Source organism: Pseudomonas sp. WHRI 8519 (assembly GCF_040224055.2).
Classification (GTDB): Bacteria; Pseudomonadota; Gammaproteobacteria; order Pseudomonadales; family Pseudomonadaceae; genus Aquipseudomonas; species Aquipseudomonas putida_X.
Genome location: NZ_CP167996.1, coordinates 4087575 through 4111215 on the forward strand (window position 1 = coordinate 4087575; position 23641 = coordinate 4111215).

20 protein-coding genes, 2 tRNA genes and 3 rRNA genes are annotated in these 23641 nt (G+C 58.6%); 14 read left to right on the forward strand and 11 right to left on the reverse strand.

Features of this window, described 5'->3' with window-relative positions:
* Positions 1 to 3: 3 nt before the first annotated feature.
* Positions 4 to 1152, reverse strand: a complete 1149-nt coding sequence (locus tag ABRP30_RS18765) for a PQQ-dependent sugar dehydrogenase (RefSeq protein ID WP_349975156.1) — start codon at positions 1150 to 1152, stop codon at positions 4 to 6.
* Between the two features lie 23 nt (positions 1153 to 1175).
* On the reverse strand, positions 1176 to 1493 hold the full coding sequence (locus tag ABRP30_RS18770; RefSeq protein WP_349975157.1) for a hypothetical protein: 318 nt from the start codon (positions 1491 to 1493) through the stop codon (positions 1176 to 1178).
* Between the two features lie 262 nt (positions 1494 to 1755).
* Between ABRP30_RS18770 and ABRP30_RS18775 the strand changes: the two genes are divergently transcribed.
* Complete coding sequence (locus ABRP30_RS18775; RefSeq protein WP_349975158.1) at positions 1756 to 2244, forward strand: LEA type 2 family protein; 489 nt, start codon at positions 1756 to 1758, stop codon at positions 2242 to 2244.
* Between the two features lie 14 nt (positions 2245 to 2258).
* Here ABRP30_RS18775 and ABRP30_RS18780 read toward each other — a convergent pair whose 3' ends face one another.
* A complete protein-coding gene (locus tag ABRP30_RS18780) occupies positions 2259 to 2522 on the reverse strand; it encodes a hypothetical protein (protein WP_241805440.1) in 264 nt (87 codons plus the stop codon).
* Between the two features lie 20 nt (positions 2523 to 2542).
* Between ABRP30_RS18780 and ABRP30_RS18785 the strand changes: the two genes are divergently transcribed.
* On the forward strand, positions 2543 to 2968 hold the full coding sequence (locus tag ABRP30_RS18785) for a YqjD family protein (protein WP_372490503.1): 426 nt from the start codon (positions 2543 to 2545) through the stop codon (positions 2966 to 2968).
* A 32-nt stretch (positions 2969 to 3000) separates the two neighbouring features.
* Here the strand turns inward: ABRP30_RS18785 and ABRP30_RS18790 are convergent, their stop codons facing one another.
* Positions 3001 to 3618 (reverse strand): tRNA-(ms[2]io[6]A)-hydroxylase, encoded by a 618-nt coding sequence (locus ABRP30_RS18790; RefSeq protein ID WP_349975160.1) that lies wholly within the window; start codon positions 3616 to 3618, stop codon positions 3001 to 3003.
* A 154-nt stretch (positions 3619 to 3772) separates the two neighbouring features.
* Between ABRP30_RS18790 and ABRP30_RS18795 the strand changes: the two genes are divergently transcribed.
* Positions 3773 to 4636, forward strand: coding sequence for a universal stress protein (locus ABRP30_RS18795; protein WP_267817239.1), 864 nt, complete (start codon positions 3773 to 3775; stop codon positions 4634 to 4636).
* 67 nt (positions 4637 to 4703) lie between these two features.
* On the opposite strand, the gene rrf is transcribed toward ABRP30_RS18795, so the two are convergent.
* The 5 genes from rrf to ABRP30_RS18820 form a co-directional block, all read right to left on the reverse strand.
* Positions 4704 to 4819: ribosomal RNA gene (gene rrf, locus ABRP30_RS18800) — 5S ribosomal RNA — on the reverse strand.
* Between the two features lie 134 nt (positions 4820 to 4953).
* Positions 4954 to 7845 (reverse strand): 23S ribosomal RNA (locus ABRP30_RS18805).
* A 242-nt stretch (positions 7846 to 8087) separates the two neighbouring features.
* Positions 8088 to 8163, reverse strand: a tRNA-Ala gene (locus ABRP30_RS18810).
* Positions 8164 to 8189: 26 nt separating this feature from the next.
* Positions 8190 to 8266: transfer RNA gene (locus ABRP30_RS18815), tRNA-Ile, on the reverse strand.
* 86 nt (positions 8267 to 8352) lie between these two features.
* Positions 8353 to 9889, reverse strand: a 16S ribosomal RNA gene (locus tag ABRP30_RS18820).
* The 16S, 23S and 5S rRNA genes sit together here with 2 tRNA genes alongside, the layout of an rRNA operon.
* A 605-nt stretch (positions 9890 to 10494) precedes the next feature.
* On the opposite strand from ABRP30_RS18820, the gene rhtA reads away from it, so the two are divergent.
* Both rhtA and ABRP30_RS18830 read left to right on the forward strand, forming a co-directional pair.
* Positions 10495 to 11382, forward strand: coding sequence for a threonine/homoserine exporter RhtA (gene rhtA / locus ABRP30_RS18825; RefSeq protein WP_349976340.1), 888 nt, complete (start codon positions 10495 to 10497; stop codon positions 11380 to 11382).
* 188 nt (positions 11383 to 11570) lie between these two features.
* A complete protein-coding gene (locus ABRP30_RS18830) occupies positions 11571 to 11852 on the forward strand; it encodes a hypothetical protein (protein ID WP_241806983.1) in 282 nt (93 codons plus the stop codon).
* A gap of 56 nt (positions 11853 to 11908) precedes the next feature.
* Here ABRP30_RS18830 and ABRP30_RS18835 read toward each other — a convergent pair whose 3' ends face one another.
* Positions 11909 to 13717: an aminopeptidase P family protein gene (locus tag ABRP30_RS18835; RefSeq protein WP_349976342.1), complete on the reverse strand. Its 1809-nt coding sequence runs from the start codon at positions 13715 to 13717 to the stop codon at positions 11909 to 11911.
* Positions 13718 to 13931: 214 nt separating this feature from the next.
* Here ABRP30_RS18835 and ABRP30_RS18840 point away from each other — a divergent pair, with 214 nt between their 5' ends.
* Together ABRP30_RS18840 and ABRP30_RS18845 are read left to right on the forward strand one after the other, a co-directional pair.
* Positions 13932 to 15050, forward strand: a complete 1119-nt coding sequence (locus ABRP30_RS18840; RefSeq protein WP_267817245.1) for a DUF3182 family protein — start codon at positions 13932 to 13934, stop codon at positions 15048 to 15050.
* Positions 15034 to 15804, forward strand: a complete 771-nt coding sequence (locus ABRP30_RS18845) for a S9 family peptidase (protein WP_267817247.1) — start codon at positions 15034 to 15036, stop codon at positions 15802 to 15804. Before ABRP30_RS18840 ends, ABRP30_RS18845 begins: the two co-directional genes overlap by 17 nt.
* Before the next feature lie 26 nt (positions 15805 to 15830).
* On the opposite strand, the gene ABRP30_RS18850 is transcribed toward ABRP30_RS18845, so the two are convergent.
* Positions 15831 to 16394, reverse strand: a complete 564-nt coding sequence (locus ABRP30_RS18850) for a helix-turn-helix domain-containing protein (protein ID WP_267817249.1) — start codon at positions 16392 to 16394, stop codon at positions 15831 to 15833.
* An 83-nt stretch (positions 16395 to 16477) separates the two neighbouring features.
* On the opposite strand from ABRP30_RS18850, the gene ABRP30_RS18855 reads away from it, so the two are divergent.
* From ABRP30_RS18855 to ABRP30_RS18885, 7 genes are all read left to right on the forward strand, one after another.
* On the forward strand, positions 16478 to 17422 hold the full coding sequence (locus ABRP30_RS18855; protein WP_267817251.1) for a DMT family transporter: 945 nt from the start codon (positions 16478 to 16480) through the stop codon (positions 17420 to 17422).
* A 150-nt stretch (positions 17423 to 17572) separates the two neighbouring features.
* Entirely contained in the window at positions 17573 to 20488 is a 2916-nt protein-coding gene (locus tag ABRP30_RS18860) for a monovalent cation/H+ antiporter subunit A (protein WP_241806989.1), read from the forward strand.
* Positions 20488 to 20832: a Na+/H+ antiporter subunit C gene (locus ABRP30_RS18865; RefSeq protein ID WP_043213881.1), complete on the forward strand. Its 345-nt coding sequence runs from the start codon at positions 20488 to 20490 to the stop codon at positions 20830 to 20832. The genes ABRP30_RS18860 and ABRP30_RS18865 overlap by 1 nt, the downstream gene beginning before the upstream one ends.
* The gene (locus tag ABRP30_RS18870; RefSeq protein ID WP_349976339.1) at positions 20829 to 22508 is read left to right on the forward strand and encodes a monovalent cation/H+ antiporter subunit D; all 1680 of its coding nucleotides are present in this window, start codon (positions 20829 to 20831) and stop codon (positions 22506 to 22508) included. Before ABRP30_RS18865 ends, ABRP30_RS18870 begins: the two co-directional genes overlap by 4 nt.
* Entirely contained in the window at positions 22505 to 22993 is a 489-nt protein-coding gene (locus tag ABRP30_RS18875) for a Na+/H+ antiporter subunit E (RefSeq protein ID WP_267817263.1), read from the forward strand. Before ABRP30_RS18870 ends, ABRP30_RS18875 begins: the two co-directional genes overlap by 4 nt.
* On the forward strand, positions 22990 to 23268 hold the full coding sequence (locus ABRP30_RS18880) for a K+/H+ antiporter subunit F (RefSeq protein WP_241806992.1): 279 nt from the start codon (positions 22990 to 22992) through the stop codon (positions 23266 to 23268). Before ABRP30_RS18875 ends, ABRP30_RS18880 begins: the two co-directional genes overlap by 4 nt.
* Entirely contained in the window at positions 23265 to 23630 is a 366-nt protein-coding gene (locus ABRP30_RS18885; protein ID WP_267817265.1) for a Na+/H+ antiporter subunit G, read from the forward strand. Before ABRP30_RS18880 ends, ABRP30_RS18885 begins: the two co-directional genes overlap by 4 nt.
* Positions 23631 to 23641 lie beyond the last annotated feature (11 nt).

The window sequence follows — 23641 nt, forward strand, 5'->3', positions numbered from 1 at the left end:
CTTTCAGCCCTGGCTCAAGCCAACTTTCAGCAGCATCCCGTCCTTGTCATCGGTGAGCACGTACAGGTAACCATCCGGCCCAACCCGCACATCACGGATTCGCGTTTTCAAATCCCCTAACAGGCGCTCCTCATGCACGACCTTGTCGCCATCGAGCTGCAGGCGAATCAGCTCTTGAGTGGCCAGCGCGCCGATGAACAGATTGTGGTCCCAAGCCTTGAACGTGGGGCTGTCGTAAAAAGCCATGCCGCTGATACCTGGCGACTTTTCCCAAACATGATGCGGATCGACCATACCGTCCACATGTTCACCCTTCGCCTCAGGGATTGGCAGCAGTGAGTAGTTGATGCCATGAGTAGCGATCGGCCAACCATAATTCTTCCCAGCCTGCGGGATGTTTATCTCATCACCGCCGCGGGGGCCATGCTCGTGCGTCCACAGCTTGCCGGTCCAGGGGTTGAGCGCTGCACCTTGCTGGTTCCGATGGCCAAACGACCATATTTCAGGGCGCACGCCGTCTTTACCGACGAAGGGATTGTCTTTGGGCACTTCACCATCGGGCAGGATGCGCACAACCTTGCCCTGCAGCTTGTCCAGGTCCTGGGAGGTGGCGCGCTGGTTGTTCTCGCCCAGCGCGACGAACAGGTAGCCATTCCGATCGAAGACCAGGCGCGAGCCAAAGTGATTGCCCACCGAAAGCTTGGGTTGCTGGCGGAAGATCACCTCGAAATTTTCCAAACGTGCGCGATCTTCGGACAGTTGGCCACGGCCAACCGCAGTGCCGGCCTTGCCATCACTGCCCAATTCGGCATACGACAAGTAAACGGTACGATCTTGGGCGAACTCAGGTGATAACACCACGTCGAGCAGGCCGCCCTGGCCCTCGGCCCAGACGTTGGGCACTCCGCTTATGGGAGGGCCGACCTTGCCTTCGGCATTGACCACACGCAGATTACCGGAGCGTTCAGTCACCAGCATATCCCTACCGCCGGGCAGGAACGCCAATGCCCAAGGGTTGCGCAAGCCGTCCGCTACGGTACTGACGGTCACCTGCCCCTCCTCGCTGGGAAAGCGCTTCTCGGCGGCGGCATGCACGAGCAGCGGCAGCAATGCAGCAGCGGTAAACGTGGTCAGCCAGGTAGCTTTGATCATGTAGAATTCCTTTGGGTGGCGGCTCAGGGCGCGCGCTGGGTGTCACGCGGTGGGCGGGTGGGTTCCAGGTTCGGCGTCTGCTGCTGGCGGCGCAAATTGTCACCATTACCGATGCCGCGGTTGTCCAGACTAGGTGTGCGCTGGATCGGCTGGGTCGAAGGGCCGCGCACTGGTGGCGTGACAGGCAGGCTGCCTTGGCGGCTGTTGGGGTTGGCTCGCTGGATCGGGCTGTTGTAGGGGTTGTTACTACCGGCAGCAAGCAGTAAAGGCTGTAGCGGCGCCGCCTGTACAGGCAGGCCCAGCAACAGGCCGACGGCCAGGGCCGGCAATGTAATATTCATACTCCACCTCGCGTACGAAAAGGTGCGCCTCGTGCGTTTGATAGCCTAAGGCGTCATGCGTTCGCAGAAAAAGGGTGAATGCGATTCGCGATGTTTCAGTATGACCCTCAGGCAGCCCTGAGCACCTGCAGAATATGCCAGGCGTAGGCTTCGGATGCTGGAAGGTAGCGGTTGCGGCATCCCAGCAGCAGAACCGCTGCTTTCAACACTGGCTGACATTTGCCACACTCAAGGCCGGTTTCCATTGGCAAGGTCCATTTTCATGACTGCCGTTTTGCAACGCTACGCCCGATTGCTGCTGGTCTTGTTGCTGGCTGGTGTGCTGAACGCCTGCGCTTTGCTGCAGGCACGCGACCCGCTGAACATCAGCGTGATCGGCATCGAACCCTTGCCGGGTCAAGAACTGGAAATGCGCATGGCGGTAAAGATGCGCGTGCAAAATCCCAACGAGGCAGCCGTCGACTACAACGGCATCGCGCTGAACCTGGAGGTCAACGGCCAGGCACTTGCCTCTGGGGTCAGCGACCAGCGGGGGCATATCGGCCGTTACAGTGAAGCGGTGGTGGTGGTACCGGTGAGCATCACGGCGTTTTCATTCCTGCGCCAGGCCTATGGCCTGAGCAAGCTCGACTCGCTACAAGGAATGCCTTATGTGCTGCGCGGTAAACTGGCTGGCGGCCCCCTGGGCACCGTGCGCTTTACCGATGAGGGCAAGCTGGACCTGCCCAAGGGGGGCAACCTGTACTGGTGACAGGCCGCGGATCATCAGCGGTTGGTGCTGGCAGCAGCCATCATCTTGTTTACCTCGCTGCGTACCATGCTGGCGTATTCAGGCGGCGACATGCCGTCCAGCTCGGCACGTACCCATTCAGCCCATTTGCCCTTGCGACGCGGCTTTTCCGAAATCAGCCGGGCTGCGTCAGCCTTCGCCTTGCCCAGGTTGTTCTGCCACAGTTCGAACAGCCGCGCCTTTTCTGCCTCGATCTGTGCCCGTTCCTCGAAGCTCCTGTTGGCCAGATTGAAACTCATGAATGCACCTGCCAGTTGAAATGGCCGCTATCTTACACCTTAGTGGTGCTTCATCGCTAAGCAGGCGCAACTTTCCCGGCGCACCGGCATCCATTGCTTACCCCCCTATCGACGAGGACATGTTCATGGCCCGAAAATCAGCCTTTGCAGCTAACAGCGAGCAGATCAAGGATCAGGTGTTCAGTGAGCTGCAGGCATTGATAGAAGAATCCGAGAGGCTGCTCAACGACAGCGCCTCCCTGGTAGGTGAAGAAGCCGACACGCTGCGCGCGCAGGTCAGCCTGAAACTTCGCCAGGCTCGAGAGGCGGCCGGACAGGTGCGCGCCAAAGCCCAACCGGTAGTAGACGCTACAAACGAATATATCGGCGGCCACCCATGGCAAACCGTTGCGGTCTCTGCCGGGTTTGGCCTGGTAATTGGCTTGCTACTGGGCCGCCGTCACTAACCGTTACCAGGCGCAGTGCCGGCTGTTGCATATCAGGCGGCCTGCGCCATCGGAATACCACTGTGGAAACGCAGTTCCTGATCCGCAGACAGGATCAGATCTGCTTCCGCCTCACGCACCCGCTGAACCCGCTGGGCGATATCCGCTTCTTCGCCATACTGATGGGCGAGTTTCAGGTAGCCTTGGTAGTGGCGCGCTTCACTTTTAAGCAAGCCGTGATAAAAAGTGCCGAGCTCATCATCCAGGTGCGGGACCAATGCTGCAAAGCGCTCGCAACTGCGTGCTTCGATAAAGGCACCGACCACCAGGGTATCCACCAGCTTGACTGGCTCATGGGCGCGCACCAGGCGGCGCAAGCCAGAGGCATAGCGCCCCGCCGACACTGGGCGCAAAGGCACACCACGGCGCTTCATCAAACGCAACACCTGCTCATGATGTACCAGTTCCTCACGGGCCAAGCGTGACATCATGTTGATCAGGTCCAGATGGGTGTTGTACTTGGCGATCAGGCTCAACGCCGTGCTGGCAGCTTTGAACTCGCAGTTCTTGTGGTCGATCAGCAAGGTTTCCTGGTCAGCAATGGCCGCCTCGATCCAGGCGTCTGGCGTCTTGCAACCAAGGAAGGCATCTATTTCGGGGATCAGGGACATAACGTACAACCACACACAGCAGGCAGGACGGGCGATTATACCGGCGCCGATCATGAGCGCCAGTGGCTATGCTTGATGTACATCAAACGGCGACGCAAGGCCGGCCTACTATAGTCAGGCATAGGTCACCACCTTTTGAGGGGAGTTCATGCCCATGCAAGCTGTCCGTAGCATTCTAGTGGTACTCGATCCTCATCATGCCCATAGCCGTGCGTTGACCCGCGCCAAGCTGATAGCCGGCGTAACCGGCGCGCGCCTGCACTTGCTGATGTGCGACAAAAAACAGGATCACAGCGCACTGCTCAGCTTGCTTAGCAGTCAGCTACACGACGATGGCTACGCAAACGTCTCTCACGAACAGAACTGGAGGGAGAGCCTGCATGAGTCGATCATTGCCGTTCAGCAGGCTGAGGGTTGCGACCTGGTGATCAAGGAGCACCGGCCTGACAACTCCCTGCGCAAGGCATTGCTGACGCCAAGCGACTGGAAACTTCTACGCCAGTGCCCTTGCGCAGTGTTGATGGTCAAGAGCGAGCGGCCTTGGACGCAAGGCATAATTCTGGCTGCCGTGGATGTCGGCAACGATGACGAAGACCATCGGCGGCTGCATGCCAGCATCATCGAGCATGGCTATGACATCGCCAGCCTTGCCAAGGGTGAACTGCACGTGATCACTGCGCATCCCTCCCCCATGCTGGCGGCATCCGACCCGGTCTACCAGCTCAGTGAGACCATCGAAAAACGCTACCGAGAGGCGTGCAGGGCTTTCCAGGCCGAATACGATATCAGCGAGGATCGCCTGCATGTCGCAGAGGGCCCTGCGGATGTGCTGATACCGCATATTGAGCAGAAGCTCGATGCAGTGGTCACGGTCATTGGCACTGTCGCGCGCACGGGCATCTCTGGCGCCCTGATCGGCAATACCTCTGAAGTCGTGCTGGATACGCTGGTGGGCGATGTGCTGGTGCTCAAAAGCGAAGAGGCGATCGCGCACCTGGCTGAACTGGCCCGAGGCTAAAAAACGTTTCCGCGCACAAAGACAAAACCCCTACCTGCTCACGCAGATAGGGGTTTTGCGAAATGAATCTTGACGATGACCTACTCTCACATGGGGAAACCCCACACTACCATCGGCGATGCATCGTTTCACTGCTGAGTTCGGGATGGGATCAGGTGGTTCCAATGCTCTATGGTCGTCAAGAAATTCTGTAGCCAGAATGTCCAGATGGACAGCCCAGCGAATCCGGATATGCGATATTTGTGGTTCGTTGCGAACTTTCGGTTCGTATCATCTTCACCACCACAATCTGCAGCAGCAAATTGCTTGGGTGTTATATGGTCAAGCCTCACGGGCAATTAGTATTGGTTAGCTCAACGCCTCACAGCGCTTACACACCCAACCTATCAACGTCGTAGTCTTCGACGGCCCTTTAGGGGATTCAAGATCCCAGTGAGATCTCATCTTGAGGCAAGTTTCCCGCTTAGATGCTTTCAGCGGTTATCTCTTCCGAACATAGCTACCCGGCAATGCCACTGGCGTGACAACCGGAACACCAGAGGTTCGTCCACTCCGGTCCTCTCGTACTAGGAGCAGCCCCTCTCAAATCTCAAACGTCCACGGCAGATAGGGACCGAACTGTCTCACGACGTTCTAAACCCAGCTCGCGTACCACTTTAAATGGCGAACAGCCATACCCTTGGGACCGGCTTCAGCCCCAGGATGTGATGAGCCGACATCGAGGTGCCAAACACCGCCGTCGATATGAACTCTTGGGCGGTATCAGCCTGTTATCCCCGGAGTACCTTTTATCCGTTGAGCGATGGCCCTTCCATACAGAACCACCGGATCACTAAGACCTACTTTCGTACCTGCTCGACGTGTTTGTCTCGCAGTCAAGCGCGCTTTTGCCTTTATACTCTACGACCGATTTCCGACCGGTCTGAGCGCACCTTCGTACTCCTCCGTTACTCTTTGGGAGGAGACCGCCCCAGTCAAACTACCCACCATACACTGTCCTCGATCCGGATAACGGACCTGAGTTAGAACCTCAAAGTTGCCAGGGTGGTATTTCAAGGATGGCTCCATGAGAACTGGCGTCCCCACTTCAAAGCCTCCCACCTATCCTACACAAGCAAATTCAAAGTCCAGTGCAAAGCTATAGTAAAGGTTCACGGGGTCTTTCCGTCTAGCCGCGGATACACTGCATCTTCACAGCGATTTCAATTTCACTGAGTCTCGGGTGGAGACAGCGCCGCCATCGTTACGCCATTCGTGCAGGTCGGAACTTACCCGACAAGGAATTTCGCTACCTTAGGACCGTTATAGTTACGGCCGCCGTTTACCGGGGCTTCGATCAAGAGCTTCGCTTGCGCTAACCCCATCAATTAACCTTCCGGCACCGGGCAGGCGTCACACCCTATACGTCCACTTTCGTGTTTGCAGAGTGCTGTGTTTTTAATAAACAGTCGCAGCGGCCTGGTATCTTCGACCGGCATGAGCTTACGGAGCAAGTCCTTCACCCTCACCGGCGCACCTTCTCCCGAAGTTACGGTGCCATTTTGCCTAGTTCCTTCACCCGAGTTCTCTCAAGCGCCTTGGTATTCTCTACCTAACCACCTGTGTCGGTTTGGGGTACGGTTCCCAGTTATCTGAAGCTTAGGAGCTTTTCTTGGAAGCATGGCATCAACCACTTCGTCGCCTAAAGGCAACTCGTCATCAGCTCTCGGCCTTGAGATCCCGGATTTGCCTAAGATCTCAGCCTACCACCTTAAACTTGGACAACCAACGCCAAGCTGGCCTAGCCTTCTCCGTCCCTCCATCGCAATAACTGGAAGTACAGGAATATTAACCTGTTTTCCATCGACTACGCTTTTCAGCCTCGCCTTAGGGACCGACTAACCCTGCGTCGATTAACGTTGCGCAGGAAACCTTGGTCTTTCGGCGTGCGAGTTTTTCACTCGCATTGTCGTTACTCATGTCAGCATTCGCACTTCTGATACCTCCAGCAAGCTTCTCAACTCACCTTCACAGGCTTACAGAACGCTCCTCTACCGCATCACCAAAGGTGATACCCGTAGCTTCGGTGCATGGTTTGAGCCCCGTTACATCTTCCGCGCAGGCCGACTCGACTAGTGAGCTATTACGCTTTCTTTAAAGGGTGGCTGCTTCTAAGCCAACCTCCTAGCTGTCTAAGCCTTCCCACATCGTTTCCCACTTAACCATGACTTTGGGACCTTAGCTGACGGTCTGGGTTGTTTCCCTTTTCACGACGGACGTTAGCACCCGCCGTGTGTCTCCCATGCTCGGCACTTGTAGGTATTCGGAGTTTGCATCGGTTTGGTAAGTCGGGATGACCCCCTAGCCGAAACAGTGCTCTACCCCCTACAGTGATACATGAGGCGCTACCTAAATAGCTTTCGAGGAGAACCAGCTATCTCCGAGCTTGATTAGCCTTTCACTCCGATCCACAGGTCATCCGCTAACTTTTCAACGGTAGTCGGTTCGGTCCTCCAGTCAGTGTTACCTAACCTTCAACCTGCCCATGGATAGATCGCCCGGTTTCGGGTCTATACCCAGCGACTAAACGCCCTATTAAGACTCGCTTTCGCTACGCCTCCCCTATTCGGTTAAGCTCGCCACTGAATATAAGTCGCTGACCCATTATACAAAAGGTACGCAGTCACCTAACAAAGTAGGCTCCCACTGCTTGTACGCATACGGTTTCAGGTTCTATTTCACTCCCCTCTCCGGGGTTCTTTTCGCCTTTCCCTCACGGTACTGGTTCACTATCGGTCAGTCAGTAGTATTTAGCCTTGGAGGATGGTCCCCCCATGTTCAGACAAAGTTTCTCGTGCTCCGTCCTACTCGATTTCATTGATAAGAGATTTTCGTGTACGGGGCTATCACCCACTATGGCCGCACTTTCCAGAGCGTTCCACTAATCTCAAACCAACTTAAGGGCTGGTCCCCGTTCGCTCGCCACTACTAAGGGAATCTCGGTTGATTTCTTTTCCTCAGGGTACTTAGATGTTTCAGTTCCCCTGGTTCGCCTCTTGCACCTATGTATTCAGTACAAGATACTCAGCTTATGCTGAGTGGGTTCCCCCATTCAGAGATCTCTGGATCACAGTCTGTTTGCCGACTCCCCAAAGCTTATCGCAGGCTACCACGTCTTTCATCGCCTCTGACTGCCAAGGCATCCACCGTATGCGCTTCTTCACTTGACCATATAACCCCAAGCAATCTGGTTATACTGTGAAGACGACATTCGCCGAAAATTCGCATGTTGCTCTTTCGAGCAGAACTCACAAATTTTACCTTAGCCTGATCCACCAGCAGTGAAACTGGTGTTCAGTCTATTTCTATCACATATCCGAATTTTTAAAGAACGATCTGACAAAAGCCAGAAATCAACATTCATCACCGAATGTTCATTTCTAAGTTCTGAAAGCTGTACAACCTGAAAGAGTGGTGGAGCCAAGCGGGATCGAACCGCTGACCTCCTGCGTGCAAGGCAGGCGCTCTCCCAGCTGAGCTATGGCCCCGTATTTTCTAGGCCGCACCAAGTAATTGGTAGGTCTGGGCAGATTTGAACTGCCGACCTCACCCTTATCAGGGGTGCGCTCTAACCAACTGAGCTACAGACCTATAACAGGGTCGCGTTACAGCATCGTCTTTATACAAAGAATCAAGCAATTCGTGTGGGAGCTCATCAGCAGGCTGATGTCGTCGATTAAGGAGGTGATCCAGCCGCAGGTTCCCCTACGGCTACCTTGTTACGACTTCACCCCAGTCATGAATCACACCGTGGTAACCGTCCTCCCGAAGGTTAGACTAGCTACTTCTGGTGCAACCCACTCCCATGGTGTGACGGGCGGTGTGTACAAGGCCCGGGAACGTATTCACCGCGACATTCTGATTCGCGATTACTAGCGATTCCGACTTCACGCAGTCGAGTTGCAGACTGCGATCCGGACTACGATCGGTTTTGTGAGATTAGCTCCACCTCGCGGCTTGGCAACCCTCTGTACCGACCATTGTAGCACGTGTGTAGCCCAGGCCGTAAGGGCCATGATGACTTGACGTCATCCCCACCTTCCTCCGGTTTGTCACCGGCAGTCTCCTTAGAGTGCCCACCATAACGTGCTGGTAACTAAGGACAAGGGTTGCGCTCGTTACGGGACTTAACCCAACATCTCACGACACGAGCTGACGACAGCCATGCAGCACCTGTGTCAGAGTTCCCGAAGGCACCAATCCATCTCTGGAAAGTTCTCTGCATGTCAAGGCCTGGTAAGGTTCTTCGCGTTGCTTCGAATTAAACCACATGCTCCACCGCTTGTGCGGGCCCCCGTCAATTCATTTGAGTTTTAACCTTGCGGCCGTACTCCCCAGGCGGTCAACTTAATGCGTTAGCTGCGCCACTAAAATCTCAAGGATTCCAACGGCTAGTTGACATCGTTTACGGCGTGGACTACCAGGGTATCTAATCCTGTTTGCTCCCCACGCTTTCGCACCTCAGTGTCAGTATCAGTCCAGGTGGTCGCCTTCGCCACTGGTGTTCCTTCCTATATCTACGCATTTCACCGCTACACAGGAAATTCCACCACCCTCTACCGTACTCTAGCTTGCCAGTTTTGGATGCAGTTCCCAGGTTGAGCCCGGGGCTTTCACATCCAACTTAACAAACCACCTACGCGCGCTTTACGCCCAGTAATTCCGATTAACGCTTGCACCCTCTGTATTACCGCGGCTGCTGGCACAGAGTTAGCCGGTGCTTATTCTGTCGGTAACGTCAAAACACTAACGTATTAGGTTAATGCCCTTCCTCCCAACTTAAAGTGCTTTACAATCCGAAGACCTTCTTCACACACGCGGCATGGCTGGATCAGGCTTTCGCCCATTGTCCAATATTCCCCACTGCTGCCTCCCGTAGGAGTCTGGACCGTGTCTCAGTTCCAGTGTGACTGATCATCCTCTCAGACCAGTTACGGATCGTCGCCTTGGTGAGCCATTACCCCACCAACTAGCTAATCCGACCTAGGCTCATCTGATAGCGCAAGGCCCGAAGGTCCCCTGCTTTCTCCCGTAGGACGTATGCGGTATTAGCGTTCCTTTCGAAACGTTGTCCCCCACTACCAGGCAGATTCCTAGGCATTACTCACCCGTCCGCCGCTGAATCAAGGAGCAAGCTCCCGTCATCCGCTCGACTTGCATGTGTTAGGCCTGCCGCCAGCGTTCAATCTGAGCCATGATCAAACTCTTCAGTTCAATACTGCTTGGGTTTTTAAGAAACCCTAAACTTGGCTCAGCAATCTCAAATGACTATGTGATTTCTCGCATGGCCACTTGTGATGCTGATAATCTTTTTGACTATCAGTCCGTACTCACAAGCACCCACACGAATTGCTTGATTCGATTTGTTAAAGAGCGTTTGGTTAAGAGCTTTTCGTCTCAACCGAGGCGCGCATTCTACGCTTTCCTCAGGGTCTGTCAAGCGTTTATTTTGAAGTTTTTTGCGAGAAACTCGTTTAGCTTCAAACACTTGGCTCGCTTCGATCTCTCGTAGCGGGAGGCGAATAATACAGCGTTTAGAAGCGCTGTCAACCACCATCTCAACCCCTATCGATCAGATGACCGAAGCACCTCCAGCACTACCTGGATTAAGCAACTCATTGAATTTCAAGGAGTTTCTCGTTCCGACTACGCTGGAAGTGGGGCGCATTATAAGGGGATTCGGGAAGGCGTCAAGGAGTTATTTCAAATCACACCCATTCTGCCAAATAAGGTGTTTTTAAGGGCACCTTGCACCGCCCCCTTGCATTTGCGCACTATATTGCACACCTAGCCCTCATCTGAAGGATTGCCGAGCACAAATGAACACCCAGCCCCGCAGCCTGGCCACTACGCTTTTTCCTATATGCCTGCTGCTTATCGCCATGGCATCGATTCAGTCCGGTGCGTCTCTGGCCAAAAGCATGTTCCCCATCATTGGCGCACAAGGCACCACAACACTGCGCCTGATATTCGCCAGCATCATCATGCTGCTGATTCTGCGCCCCTGGCGCGTACGGATGACCATACAGACACTCCGTAATGTGATCATCTATGGCATGGCCTTGGGCGGGATGAATTTCCTCTTCTATATGGCACTGCAGACAACACCACTGGGCATCGCTGTAGCCCTCGAGTTCACCGGCCCATTGGCCGTAGCGCTTTTCGCATCGCGGCGGGCCGTTGATTTCCTGTGGATTGCGCTGGCAGTCAGCGGCCTGCTGCTGCTGATCCCGGTCGGCCATGGCGGCCAGCCCCTCGACCTCACGGGCGCCGTCTATGCACTGGGTGCCGGCGTGTGCTGGGCCCTGTACATTCTGTTTGGCCAACGCGCCGGAGCAGAACATGGGATTCAGAGCGCAGCACTGGGTGTCGTGGTCGCAGCGATATTCGTTGCCCCGATCGGCATCGCTCATGCAGGCACCGCACTGTTGACACCTGCCCTCATCCCGCTGGCCCTAGGCGTCGCAGTACTCTCGACTGCCCTCCCCTATAGCCTGGAAATGGTCGCCCTGACCCGCATGCCGGCACGCACTTTCGGCACGCTGATGAGCATAGAACCCGCCATTGGCGCCCTTTCCGGCTTATTGTTCCTCGGTGAGCTGCTGAGCTTGACCCAGTGGCTGGCCATTCTCGCCATCATTGCCGCGTCAGTGGGCGCCACGCTGTCCATGCGCCGCGACGCCAAGCCCCCGGTAGCGGCGGATTAGTTGAGAAATATTTTCATTGGCCCGGAATTGACCATTGTAGCAAGCAGCCCTGCTGATTAAGCTGTCACAGAACCATAATCTCTACGCTATCTACTTGCATGTACACGGATGCCAAAGACTATTCAGGAAGAACCGAAGCGATAACGACAGGGTCAGACAACTGATCAACCCTGCATTTAAGGACAGGAATGAAACGTATTTTGCTCATCCTGGCCGTCTTGGCCATTGCCGGATGTGCCGCGACGGCCAAGACCGAGGTCAAAAGAGGGAAGAAGGGCTTGCACATAAACTGCTCCGGCCTCTCCTCGTCCTGGGACAAGTGCTATAGCAAGGCCGCCACGGCTTGCAGCACACGCGGTTACAAGGTCATCGCCCGCTCTGGAGACACCGACGAGGAGCCGGGTGATTACCTCTTCGGCATCAACCCCGCCGGTTATACCAGCCGCAGTATGATCGTTATCTGCAAGTGAACAGAAAGGGCAGCTCGTGAGCTGCCCTTCTTCTATACACTGCCCAAATCGGCTGCTTACAAAGCTGCTGTTCGCGCCTCAAGCCAGGCCAACCCATCGCCTGACAGCAGGGGAGCAAGGCGCTCGCGGACCGTCGCGTGGTAGCCGTTGAGCCAAGCGAGTTCATCCTGGGTGAGGGACTCGGTGAGCAGGCAACGCGTATCGATAGGGCATAACGTCAGGGTCTCGAAATTGAGGAAATCCCCGAACGCGCTTTTGCCCGATGCACGGTTGACCACTAGGTTCTCGATGCGCACACCCCAAGCCCCAGGGCGATAGGTCCCAGGCTCGATGGAGCTGATCATCCCCTCCTGCATGGCGGTCTGCGGTGTGGTTGCAGCCTGATACGCAATGACCTGCGGCCCTTCATGCACATTCATGAAATAGCCGACACCGTGGCCAGTGCCATGGCCATAGTCGACCTGATCCGCCCAAATCGGTGCCCTTGCGATAGCATCGAGCAGTGGCGACAGAATTCCGCGCGGGAACGTGGCGCGTGACAGAGCGATCATGCCCTTGAGCACCCGGGTGCAATCCTGTTTCTGCTCAATGCTTGGCGTGCCGACCGGCACCATCCGCGTGATGTCGGTGGTACCCCCCAGATACTGTCCTCCCGAGTCGATCAGCAGCAAACCGTTACCTTCAATGACCGCGTGAGACTGCTCCGTGGCACGGTAATGGGGCATTGCACCATTGGCGTTGAAGGCAGCAATGGTAGAGAAGCTCAGCGAGACAAAATCGGGGCGCCGTGCACGGGCAGCACTCAATTTCTCATCGATGGTCAGTTCGGTGATGGCCTCCTTTCCCTGACTCGCTTCAAACCAAGCGAAGAACTCGCACAAAGCAGCGCCATCCTGCTCCATGACGCGGCGGATGTGCACCAGCTCCTCTTCACCCTTGCGTGATTTGCTCAACGTCGTCGGGTTCAACCCCTCAATCAGCGACACCTGCGGGTCCAGGTTCTTGAGCAGGCCACACGTCACGCGCGCAGGGTCGACCAAAAGCCGGCCGCCGGCAGGTATCGCTGACAGCGCCTCGCCAACCTGCGAATAATCACGCACCTCGATACCATCGGCTTCCAGTACTTGGCGCAAATGCTCATCAACCTTTCCAGCACCGACGAACAATGTGGCCTGCTGTTGGCTGATCAATGCGAAGGAAACGAATACCGGGTTATAGGAGACATCACTACCACGCAAATTGAACAACCAGGCGATGTCATCCAGGGTCGCGATGAAGTGCCAGTCTGCGCCCTTCTCTTCCATGGTGCGGCGCAACTGGGCAAGTTTTTGCGACCGACTGACAGTGGCGTGAGGCGGCAAGTGCTGATACACCGGGTTACCTGGCAGCGCAGGGCGCCCTTCCCAAACTTCGGCCAGCAAATCCTGATGGGTTAGCAAGCGAATGTCCCTGCTCTTGAGACGTTCCTCGAGCTGGCGCGCAGACGCCAGGGCCATGACCGCCCCGTCCACGGCCACTGCGCCTTCGGCCCGGACATTGTCGCCCAGCCACTCCAATGCACCCGGCTTACCCGGCAGCAGCTTCATGAGTTCGATGCCGCTACCTGCCAACTCCTTGAGGGCTTGTTCCCAGTAACGGCTATCGGCCCACACGCCGGCGAAATCCGCAGTGACAACCAACGTACCCACCGAGCCATCGAAGCCCGACAGCCACCGCCGCCCCTGCCAGTAGCCCGGTAGATACTCAGAAAGGTGCGGGTCGGCAGAGGGCACCAGCAGGGCATCAATCCCATCCCTGGCCATTACCTCGCGCACGCGCATCAGGCGCTCGGGCACACTCTGCTCATGGGTGGTTTGAACGTTCATTCGCACTCCTGCGGTATCTCGATTGATCCAGAGGCACGATAATGGAACAGCCAACCTCACCCTGCAATCTCGACGACCGACTCCCGGCCTGCAGGCCATCCCTGCGCGCGCAAGAATAAAAGCAGTAAGAGCCTCCACGAACCACCGATCGCTTCCACCTGAACTTCCCCAAGCCACGGGCTTCACAAGCAGTACATCCATTGCAGACAGGCTGATGCCCATGCCCAGCACCTGCGAATCAAAAGCGGGGGTCGTCCTCCTCGATACTCGCGAGCACACTCCAGAGCACGAACACACAGTGCACCTGAAGCTGGCTGAGGGCCTGGCCGAGCTTCTGGGATGCACGCGAGTGACCCCTGACAAGCCCCCCAACGCGGCCGACCACTATTATTACCTCCCCACAGAAACCCTCATCGATCCGCAACGCTATGCCCACCTGGGCATCCGCACTGAACATGACCTGTTCGGTGGCTTGGTCAGCCACCCTTATATGGCAACCAAGGCGATCTCCCATCCTTTGCCTGCCAATGCCACCTTCCCCGTAGGCTGGACTGACGACTTCGCCCGCCAGGCCAGCGATGCGCTGCTGTGTGGTTACACCGTATTCAGCAAGGCCGATGCCCGGCGAGCCGCACAGCTACTGCTGCGGGATCGCGCAGTACGGCTCAAACCCGTGCTGGCTTGCGCGGGGCGCGGCCAACAGGTGATCGTTGAACTGGATGAACTGGAGCCCTTGCTGGCCAACATTGACGATCAGGACCTGGCGTTGTGGGGGCTGGTGCTGGAGGAAGACCTCAGTGAAGTCGAAACTTTCAGCGTCGGCCAAGTGCGTGTCGCCGGCCTGACCTGCAGCTACTTCGGCACCCAGCAACTGACCCTGGACCACCAAGGCACCGAGGTTTACGGAGGTTCCGATCTGGTGGTGGTGCGCGGCGACTATCATGCCTTGTTGCAACTACCGCTGGAGGACCACCTGCGCCTTGCCGTCAACCAGGCCCTGACCTATGAGCATGCGGCCGAGCAGCACTTCCCTGGCTTCATCGCCTCCCGGCGCAACTACGACATCGCCCGCGGCAAAAACCATGAGGGCCATGTGCGCAGTGGCGTGCTCGAACAATCGTGGCGTCTGGGCGGCGCCAGCAGCGCAGAGCTACTGGCCCTACAGGCCTTTGCCGATGACCCGGCACTGCAACGGGTGCATGCCTCCACCCACGAAATATTCGGCACGCCCAACCTTCCCACTGACGCCACCCTCTTCTATCAAGGAAACGACAGTGAACTCGGACAATTCTGCAAATACGCGCGGATTCGCGAGCATGGCCATTCTGAGTGAAACCATCGAGCTGCAGGTCGAGGATGAAAGCATTACCGGCACTCTGGTCAGCCCCGGCAGCAAGATGCCCGGCATCCTTTTCGTACATGGTTGGGGCGGCAGCCAGCAACGCGACCTTGCCCGGGCCCGGCACATCACCGGCTTGGGATGTGTCTGCATGACCTTTGACCTGCGCGGTCACGAAAAAACCGAAAGCCAGCGCCTCACCGTAACCCGCGAACAGAATCTCAAAGACCTGCTGGCAGCTTACGATCGCCTGGTCAGCCATCCCGCCGTAGACAGCAGCGCCATAGCCGTCATTGGCAGCAGCTACGGTGGTTATCTGGCCACCCTGCTGACACTGCAACGGTCAGTGAAATGGCTGGCCCTACGCGTACCCGCATTGTACTGGGACGAGGAATGGGACACGCCCAAACAAACGCTGGACCGTCAACGCCTGAATGCCTACCGCCAACGCCTGCTCGGCCCCAGTGACAATCGTGCACTGGCCGCTTGCGCGCAGTTCGCGGGTGACGTGCTGCTGGTGGAGTCTGAACAGGATGACTATGTGCCGCACACCACGCTGATGAGCTATCGCTCGGCCTTCATCAGCGCCCATTCACTGACCCACCGCATAGTCGATGGTGCCGACCACGCACTATCGAGTGAAGAAAGCCAAAAAGCCTACAGTTCGATCCTCGCTTCGTGGGTCAGCGAGATGGTGACGGGTGCACGCCTGGACCGCTATCCCCACTACGCCCCCTGGTATGCCTGAAGATGGCCTTGTGAAAAACTGACCGTTCAAATCACCACATTGCGTACGAAACGCGTCGGCACGTCACCATCGTTGCGGTAGGCGTACAGGCAGTTACTGGGGAACACGTGAAACTGGCCCACGTGCAGGCAGTGTTCGGTCTGCTCAATGATCAGGGTCAGTTGCCCTTCGGCCACATAGATCTGTTCGCTCCAGCCCTCGGCATCGGCTTCACTGGTGTAGCACTCACCCGGCGCCAGCGTCCACTCCCAGATCTCCACCTCTCGCCGCGCGGCGCTGCTGGCCAGGAGCACCGCTTTGCTCTGGGGATGCTCACCGGCCCAGGCCAGCTCGTCGATGCGGCTGGTATCGCGCTGGTCGGGCGCCTGGATCAGCCGGCTGAAGGCGACCCCCAACGCTTCGGCTATCAGGTCGAGCGTCGTCAGGCTGACGTTCTTGTCACCGGCCTCGATCGCCACCAGCATGCGCCGGCTGACCCCTGAGCGCTCGGCCAAGGCACTCTGGCTCATCCCCACTGCATTGCGCAGGCCACGAACGTTGAGGCTCACATGCTGCAGCACCGAAGCACGGTGCGCGGAATCTTTGTGCACTATATTGCTCACTTTCACCGGTTGCGCAGTATACTGCCCACTTTGCGGCGATTGTGCGCTGCCCCTTCAGAGTAAGCAAGACCATGAGCCAACCGATGAACCGCCAGCAAACCACCGTCTCCTTGCGCCTGAGCAAAGCCGAGGTGGTACTGGTGTTCATCACCATGCTGTGGGGCGGCACCTTCTTGCTGGTGCACAACGTCATGACCGTGAGTGGCCCTATGTTCTTCGTCGGCCTGAGGTTCGCTGCAGCGGCCTTGTTCGTGGGGCTCGTCTCGGTACGCGCGCTGCCTGGGCTGACATTCACCGAAATGAAGGCTGGCGTGCTGATCGGCGCGACCATCATGCTGGGTTATGGTTTGCAAACCATGGGCCTGCAAACCATCAGCAGCAGCCAGTCGGCCTTTATTACTGCACTGTATGTTCCCTTCGTACCGCTGTTGCAATGGCTGGTGCTTGGCCGCCGTCCAGGGCTCATGCCAAGCCTGGGTATCTGCCTGGCGTTCCTCGGCCTGATGCTGCTAGCTGGCCCCGAAGGCGGGTCCCTGCATTTCAGCGAGGGTGAAGTGGTGACATTGGTGAGTGCCGTGGCCATCGCCGCTGAGATCATTCTGATCAGCCGGTATGCCGGACAGGTCGATGTGCGCCGCGTCACCGTTGTGCAACTGGCCACCGCCTCGCTGCTCTCGTTCCTGATGATCGTACCGACGCAGGAGCCCATCCCCGACTTTTCCTGGCTGTTGCTGCTCAGCGCACTGGGCCTGGGCGCCATGAGTGCCGTGATCCAGGTGGCGATGAACTGGGCGCAAAAATCAGTATCGCCTACCCGCGCCACCCTGATCTACGCCGGCGAGCCGGTGTGGGCCGGGATCGTCGGCCGCCTCGCCGGCGAGCGTCTGCCCGGGGTGGCCTTGCTCGGCGGGCTGCTGATCGTCATCGCCGTGGTGGTGAGCGAACTCAAAGTTCGACGCCATCGCCCGGCCAGCGAAGCGCTCGAGCTGGAGGGCGAACGCGAAGGCGGCCTGTAAAACAGCGAACAGCAGCTATGCTCTGTAAGAAACTGTTATAAAAAAACCGCCTGTCACACCTTGTTTGTATGATTCTGCGACAGCTTGCGTGTTGGTGATCAACCGCTCGGCACGTATGATCCTTGACAAACCTTTCCAGAATAGAACGCTATGTCCTTGATAGTGCTACTGCTTCTGCCGTTCGTGGGCAGTTGCCTGGCAGCTGTGCTGCCGCACAACGCACGTAACGCCGAGTCCATCCTGGCTGGGCTCGTGGCCCTGGTCGGTACCGTTCAGGTAGCACTGCTATACCCCCAGGTTGCCCACGGCGGTGTAATCCGCGAAGAGTTCCTCTGGTTGCCAAGCCTGGGCCTGAACCTGGTCCTGCGCATGGACGGCTTCGCCTGGCTGTTCTCGCTGCTGGTGCTGGGCATAGGCACCCTGGTGTCGCTGTATGCGCGCTACTACATGTCGCCACAGGACCCGGTACCACGCTTCTTTGCCTTCTTTCTGGCGTTCATGGGCGCCATGCTCGGCCTGGTAATCTCAGGCAACCTGATCCAGCTGGTGTTTTTCTGGGAGCTGACCAGCCTGTTCTCGTTCCTGCTGATCGGCTACTGGCACCACCGCGCCGACGCCCGACGCGGCGCCTATATGGCGTTGATGGTGACCGGTGCCGGCGGCCTGTGCCTGTTGGTCGGCGCCTTGTTGCTCGGCCATGTGGTGGGCAGCTATGACCTGGACAAAGTGCTGGCTGCTGGTGAGACCATTCGCCAGCACGCGCTGTATCCAGTGCTGCTGCCGCTGATCCTGGTCGGCGCATTGAGCAAGAGCGCGCAGTTCCCCTTCCAGTTCTGGCTACCTCATGCCATGGCCGCACCCACCCCGGTTTCAGCTTATCTGCACTCGGCGACCATGGTGAAAGCCGGGGTGTTCTTGCTGGCACGGCTGTGGCCGGTGCTTTCGGGCACCGAAGAGTGGTTCTGGATCGTCGGCGGCGCGGGGGCCATAACCTTGCTGCTGGGTGCTTTCGCAGCGATGTTTCAGAATGATCTCAAGGGTCTGCTGGCTTATTCGACCATCAGCCACCTGGGCCTGATCACGCTGCTGTTGGGCTTGAACAGCCCGCTCGCGGCAGTGGCCGCGGTGTTTCACATACTCAACCATGCCACGTTCAAGGCTTCGCTGTTCATGGCCGCCGGGATCATCGACCACGAAAGCGGCACCCGCGACATCCGCCGCCTCAGCGGGCTGATCCGGCTGGTGCCGTACACCGCGACCCTGGCGATGGTGGCCAGCGCCTCGATGGCCGGCGTGCCATTGATGAACGGCTTCCTGTCCAAGGAAATGTTCTTCGCCGAAACCGTGTTCATCAGCTCCACGGCCTGGGTCGAAGCCACGCTGCCAGTGATAGCTACCCTGGCCGGCACCTTCAGCGTGGCCTACGCCTTGCGCTTCACCGTCGACGTATTCTTTGGCCCTGCCGCCCAAGACCTGCCTCACACACCTCACGAACCGCCTCGCTGGATGCGCGCACCCGTCGAACTGCTGGTTCTCACCTGCCTGGTGGTGGGCATTTTCCCTGCCCAGTCGGTTGGCCCCTTGCTGGCCGCTGCAGCCCTTCCAGTGGTGGGTGGTACGCTGCCCGAGTACAGCCTGGCTATCTGGCACGGCTGGAATGCCCCGCTGATCATGAGCCTGGTGGCCATGAGCGGCGGTATCGTGCTCTACCTGCTGTTGCGCAAGCAGTTGCGCCGAGGGCGCTTCCCGTATCCCCCCCTGATCGAGCGGTTCAATGGCAAGCGCCTGTTCGAGCACGGCCAGGTGCACCTGATGTTACTGGCCAGGCGCATCGAGGGGCTGCTGACCACTCGCCGCCTGCAAGCGCAACTGTTCATGCTGGTGCTCGCCGCCTTCCTCGCGGGGCTCACACCCATGCTGTACAGCGGCCTGAGCTGGGGCGACCGCCCGAAAATCCCGGGGTCAGGTGTGTTCGTCGCCCTCTGGGTGATCGCTATCGCCTGCGCCATCGGCGCGGCCTACCAAGCCAAGTATCACCGCTTGGCGGCCTTGATCATGGTCGGCGTCTGCGGCCTCATGACCTGCATCACCTTCGTCTGGTTCTCCGCACCTGACCTGGCACTGACCCAACTGGTCGTCGAGGTGGTCACCACGGTCCTGATCCTGCTTGGCCTGCGCTGGTTGCCGCGGCGTATCGAAGGTGTCTCGCCGCTGCCCGGGAGCCTCGACCGCGCCCGCATGCGGCGCCTGCGCGACCTGCTGCTGGCGATCCTGGTCGGCGGTGGCATGGCGCTGCTGTCCTACGCCATGCTGACACGACCTACGCCGAACGACATTTCTTCGTTCTATCTGAGCCGGGCATTGCCACAAGGTGGCGGTACCAATGTGGTCAACGTGATGCTGGTTGACTTCCGCGGCTTCGACACACTGGGCGAGATCACCGTGCTGGTGGCCGTCGCCCTGACCGTATTCGCCCTGCTGCGCCGCTTCCGCCCACCCAAGGAGAGCATGCAGTTGCCCGCTCAGCAGCGCCAGCTTGCACCTGACGTGGTCACCGACCTGATCAACCCGCGCCATGCCACCGACACAGCTTTGGGCTTCATGATGGTGCCTGCAGTGCTGGTACGGCTGCTGCTGCCGATCGCCCTGCTGATCTCGATGTACCTGTTTATGCGCGGCCACAACCAGCCTGGCGGCGGCTTTGTCGCGGGGCTGGTGATGTCGGTGGCATTCATCCTCCAGTACATGGTCGCAGGCACCCAATGGGTCGAGGCCCAGATGAGCCTGCGCCCACTGCGCTGGATGGGCACCGGGTTACTCTGTGCGACCCTGACCGGGGGCGGCGCCATGCTGCTGGGCTACCCGTTCCTGACCACCCATACCGCCCACCTGCACCTGCCAGTGCTCGGCGATGTGCACGTGGCCAGCGCGCTGTTCTTCGACGTCGGCGTGTACACCGTGGTGGTCGGTTCGACCCTGCTGATCCTCACTGCCCTGGCCCACCAGTCGGTGCGAGCCTACCGCCCGGGTAATCCGTCGAAACCCAGCCAAGCAGGAGCCGCCTGATGGAAGAAGTCATTGCAGTCGCCATCGGCGTACTGGCCGCATCGGGCGTGTGGCTCATCCTGCGCCCTCGGACCTACCAGGTGATCATGGGCCTGTGCCTGCTATCGTACGGCGTCAACCTGTTCATCTTCAGCATGGGCAGCCTGTTCATCGGCAAGGAGCCGATCATCAAGGAAGGCGTGACCCAGGACCTGCTGCACTACACCGACCCGCTGCCCCAGGCACTGGTTCTGACGGCCATCGTCATCAGCTTTGCCATGACCGCCTTGTTCCTGGTGGTGCTGCTGGCCTCTCGCGGCCTGACCGGCACCGACCATGTGGATGGCCGGGAGCGTGAAGAATGAGCGAGATGAGCCGACTGATCATCGCCCCCATTCTGCTGCCGCTGCTGACCGCCGCAGTGATGCTGATACTGGGCGACAAGCACCGCCTGCTCAAGGCCCGCCTCAACCTGCTGTCGACCTTCAGCGGGCTGATCATCGCCGTCAGCTTGCTGTTGTGGGTGCGCGTCCAGGGCCAGGCGGAATCGATTGGCGTGTATCTGCCGGGCAACTGGCCCGCGCCTTTTGGCATCGTGCTGGTGGTTGACCACCTTTCGGCGCTGATGCTGACGTTGACCGGGGTCATCGGTATCAGCGCCCTGCTGTTCGCTCGCGCCCGCTGGGACAGCGCCGGCGCCAGCTTCCACGCACTGTTCCAGATCCAGTTGATGGGCCTGTATGGCGCCTTCCTGACCGCCGACCTGTTCAACCTTTTCGTCTTTTTCGAAGTGCTGCTCGCGGCCTCTTATGGCCTGCTGCTGCACGGTTCGGGACGAGCGCGGGTGCGCGCCGGCCTGCATTACATCGCCATTAACCTGTTCGCCTCTTCGCTGTTTCTGATTGGCGCCGCGATGCTTTACGGTGTGACCGGCACCCTGAACATGGCCGACCTCGCGCTGAAAGTACCGTTGGTGCCCGAGGCCGACCGTGGTTTGCTGCACGCGGGCGCGGCAATCCTGGCCGTAGCCTTCCTGGCGAAGGCCGGCATCTGGCCGCTGAATTTCTGGCTGGTATCGGCGTATGCCTCGGCCAGTGCACCCGTCGCCGCATTGTTCGCCATCATGACCAAGGTCGGCTTGTACGCTGTATTGCGGCTCTGGTCCCTGTTGTTCTCGGGCCAGGCCGGTGCATCGGCGCATTTCGGTGGGCAATGGCTGATCTACGGGGGCTTGGTCACCCTTGCCATCGCAGCCGTATCGATCCTTGCCGCACAGCGACTGGAGCGCATGGCGGCACTGAGCATACTGGTTTCGGCAGGCACCCTGCTGGGCGCGATCGGCTTCGCCCAGCCGGCCCTGACGGGTGCGGCCCTGTTCTATCTGGTCAACTCAACGTTGGCACTGTGTGCCCTGTTCCTGCTCGCCGAACTGGTGGAACGCTCTCGCTCGGCCAACGAGCCGCCGCTGGAAGACGAAGAAGGCAGCATGCCCTCGCCACTGGAATCACTGCACCCGCCCAAAGGGATCAACCTCGACGATGAGCAGAAGGCCGTGATCGGCCAGATCATTCCCTGGACCATGGCGTTCCTGGGCCTGAGCTTCATTGCCTGCGCCTTGCTGATCATCGGCATGCCACCGCTGTCTGGCTTCGTCGGCAAACTCAACTTGATCAGTGCGCTGTTCAACCCACTGGGGTTGGGGGTGCCGAACGAACGCCCGCTGTCCGCAGCCGGCTGGGCGCTGGTAGTTCTGCTCGTCCTGTCTGGCATGGCCTCGCTGATCGCTTTCGGCCGCGTGGGCATCCAGCGCTTCTGGAAGCCTGAAGAGCGCCCCTCTCCAGTACTGCGGCGCTATGAATGCCTGCCGATCGTGATTTTGCTGGGCCTGTGCATCATGCTCAGTTTCCGGGCCGAGCCCCTGCTACGATACACCCAGGACACGGCTGCCAGCCTGCAGGCCCCTGACACCTACATCAAGGCCGTGATGGCCGCGCAGCCGATACCCGGCCCGACCACGCTCGACGCACAGGTGCAGCCATGAGCCGACTTTTCCCCGCACCGCTGCTGTCTGTCGCGCTGTTCGTACTGTGGCTGCTGCTGAACCTCTCGCTAAGCCCGGGCAACCTGCTGCTCGCCGCCGCGCTTGGCATTCTGGCGCCGCTGCTGATGGCGCCACTGCGCCCCCAGCACGCCCGCGTGCGCAGGCCGCTGATGGTCGTAAAGCTGCTGGGCCGCGTGGGCATCGACGTCATCCAGTCCAACCTGCAAGTCGCCTTCAGCGTTTTGCGCGCCGGGCAACACCCGCCTCGCTCAGCCTTTGTCCATATCCCACTGGACCTGCGCGATGCCCACGGCCTGGCAGCACTGTCGATGATCACCACCGTAGTGCCCGGTACCGTCTGGTCAGAGCTGGCACTGGACCGTAGCGTCCTGCTGCTGCACGTGTTCGACCTCAAGGATGAAAACGCCTTCATCGAGCACTTCAAACACGCCTACGAACGACCGCTGATGGAGATTTTCCAATGACAGGCCTGCTAGCCTACGCAGTGCTCGCCAGCTTGTTCATCTTTGCCCTGGCCATGGGCCTGACGCTGATCCGGCTGTTTCGCGGCCCCTCCGCCCAGGACCGGGTACTGGCACTGGACTACCTGTACATCCTGGGCATGCTCATGATGCTGGTACTGGGGATCCGCTATGCCAGCGATACCTACTTTGAGGGTGCGCTATTGATTGCACTGTTCGGCTTTGTCGGCTCGTTTGCCTTGGCCAAGTTCCTGCTGCGTGGCGAGGTAATAGAATGACCGAGGTTCTTGAATTACCGCTCTGGCTCGAGCTCGTTACCGCCGCCCTGCTGCTGCTCGGCAGCCTGTTCGCGCTGATCGGGGCCATTGGCCTGCTGCGCCTCAAGGATTATTTCCAGCGCATGCACCCGCCAGCCCTGGCCTCGACCATCGGAGCCTGGTGCGTTGCCTTGGCTTCGATCATCTACTTTTCATGGCTCAAGCAAGGCCCGGTACTGCACGCCTGGTTGATCCCTGTTCTACTGTCGATCACCGTACCGGTCACTACCCTGCTACTGGCCAGGGCGGCGCTGTTTCGCAAACGCATGGCCGGGGAAGCGGTACCCGAAGAAGTCAGTAACAGCCAGGAGGGTGGCAATTGAGGTGCGGCAGG

Coding starts and splice junctions, on each gene's coding strand:
- ABRP30_RS18865 (WP_043213881.1), top strand. CDS start 20,488: ATGGAAGAAGTCATTGCAGTCGCCATCGGCGTACTGGCCGCATCGGGC.
- ABRP30_RS18780 (WP_241805440.1), bottom strand. CDS start 2,522: ATGAGTTTCAATCTGGCCAACAGGAGCTTCGAGGAACGGGCACAGATC.
- ABRP30_RS18775 (WP_349975158.1), top strand. CDS start 1,756: ATGACTGCCGTTTTGCAACGCTACGCCCGATTGCTGCTGGTCTTGTTG.
- ABRP30_RS18770 (WP_349975157.1), bottom strand. CDS start 1,493: ATGAATATTACATTGCCGGCCCTGGCCGTCGGCCTGTTGCTGGGCCTG.
- ABRP30_RS18880 (WP_241806992.1), top strand. CDS start 22,990: ATGACAGGCCTGCTAGCCTACGCAGTGCTCGCCAGCTTGTTCATCTTT.
- ABRP30_RS18860 (WP_241806989.1), top strand. CDS start 17,573: ATGTCCTTGATAGTGCTACTGCTTCTGCCGTTCGTGGGCAGTTGCCTG.
- rhtA (WP_349976340.1), top strand. CDS start 10,495: ATGAACACCCAGCCCCGCAGCCTGGCCACTACGCTTTTTCCTATATGC.
- ABRP30_RS18835 (WP_349976342.1), bottom strand. CDS start 13,717: ATGAACGTTCAAACCACCCATGAGCAGAGTGTGCCCGAGCGCCTGATG.
- ABRP30_RS18855 (WP_267817251.1), top strand. CDS start 16,478: ATGAGCCAACCGATGAACCGCCAGCAAACCACCGTCTCCTTGCGCCTG.
- ABRP30_RS18870 (WP_349976339.1), top strand. CDS start 20,829: ATGAGCGAGATGAGCCGACTGATCATCGCCCCCATTCTGCTGCCGCTG.
- ABRP30_RS18840 (WP_267817245.1), top strand. CDS start 13,932: ATGCCCATGCCCAGCACCTGCGAATCAAAAGCGGGGGTCGTCCTCCTC.
- ABRP30_RS18790 (WP_349975160.1), bottom strand. CDS start 3,618: ATGTCCCTGATCCCCGAAATAGATGCCTTCCTTGGTTGCAAGACGCCA.
- ABRP30_RS18845 (WP_267817247.1), top strand. CDS start 15,034: ATGGCCATTCTGAGTGAAACCATCGAGCTGCAGGTCGAGGATGAAAGC.
- ABRP30_RS18765 (WP_349975156.1), bottom strand. CDS start 1,152: ATGATCAAAGCTACCTGGCTGACCACGTTTACCGCTGCTGCATTGCTG.
- ABRP30_RS18885 (WP_267817265.1), top strand. CDS start 23,265: ATGACCGAGGTTCTTGAATTACCGCTCTGGCTCGAGCTCGTTACCGCC.
- ABRP30_RS18795 (WP_267817239.1), top strand. CDS start 3,773: ATGCAAGCTGTCCGTAGCATTCTAGTGGTACTCGATCCTCATCATGCC.
- ABRP30_RS18875 (WP_267817263.1), top strand. CDS start 22,505: ATGAGCCGACTTTTCCCCGCACCGCTGCTGTCTGTCGCGCTGTTCGTA.
- ABRP30_RS18830 (WP_241806983.1), top strand. CDS start 11,571: ATGAAACGTATTTTGCTCATCCTGGCCGTCTTGGCCATTGCCGGATGT.
- ABRP30_RS18785 (WP_372490503.1), top strand. CDS start 2,543: ATGGCCGCTATCTTACACCTTAGTGGTGCTTCATCGCTAAGCAGGCGC.